The organism is Achromobacter sp. SIMBA_011 (assembly GCF_046535435.1).
Lineage (GTDB): Bacteria > Pseudomonadota > Gammaproteobacteria > Burkholderiales > Burkholderiaceae_B > Achromobacter > Achromobacter dolens.
Genome location: NZ_JAWRWN010000546.1, coordinates 1 through 268 on the forward strand (window position 1 = coordinate 1; position 268 = coordinate 268).

The window sequence follows — 268 nt, forward strand, 5'->3', positions numbered from 1 at the left end:
GGTGCTCGAGCGCGTCGAGCTGGAGCGGCTGTCGCGGCTGCCGCAGGAGCAGGTCCGCCACGAGATCTCGGCGCTGATCTCGCGCATCCTCGACGAGGGGCGCATGCCGGCGAACGACATCGAGCGCCGCCAGCTCGCGATCGACGTGTACGACGAGATGTTCGGCTTCGGCCCGCTCGAGGCGCTGCTGCGCGACCCCGGCGTGTCCGACATCCTCGTGAACACGTACCGGCAGGTCTACGTCGAGCGCGGCGGCCGTCTGGAGCTG

Annotated in this window: 1 pseudogene; it reads left to right on the top strand. The window is 70.5% G+C overall.

The window, feature by feature from the left end:
• Window positions 1-268: pseudogene (locus SB816_RS32080) on the top strand (CpaF family protein); the annotation flags it as partial.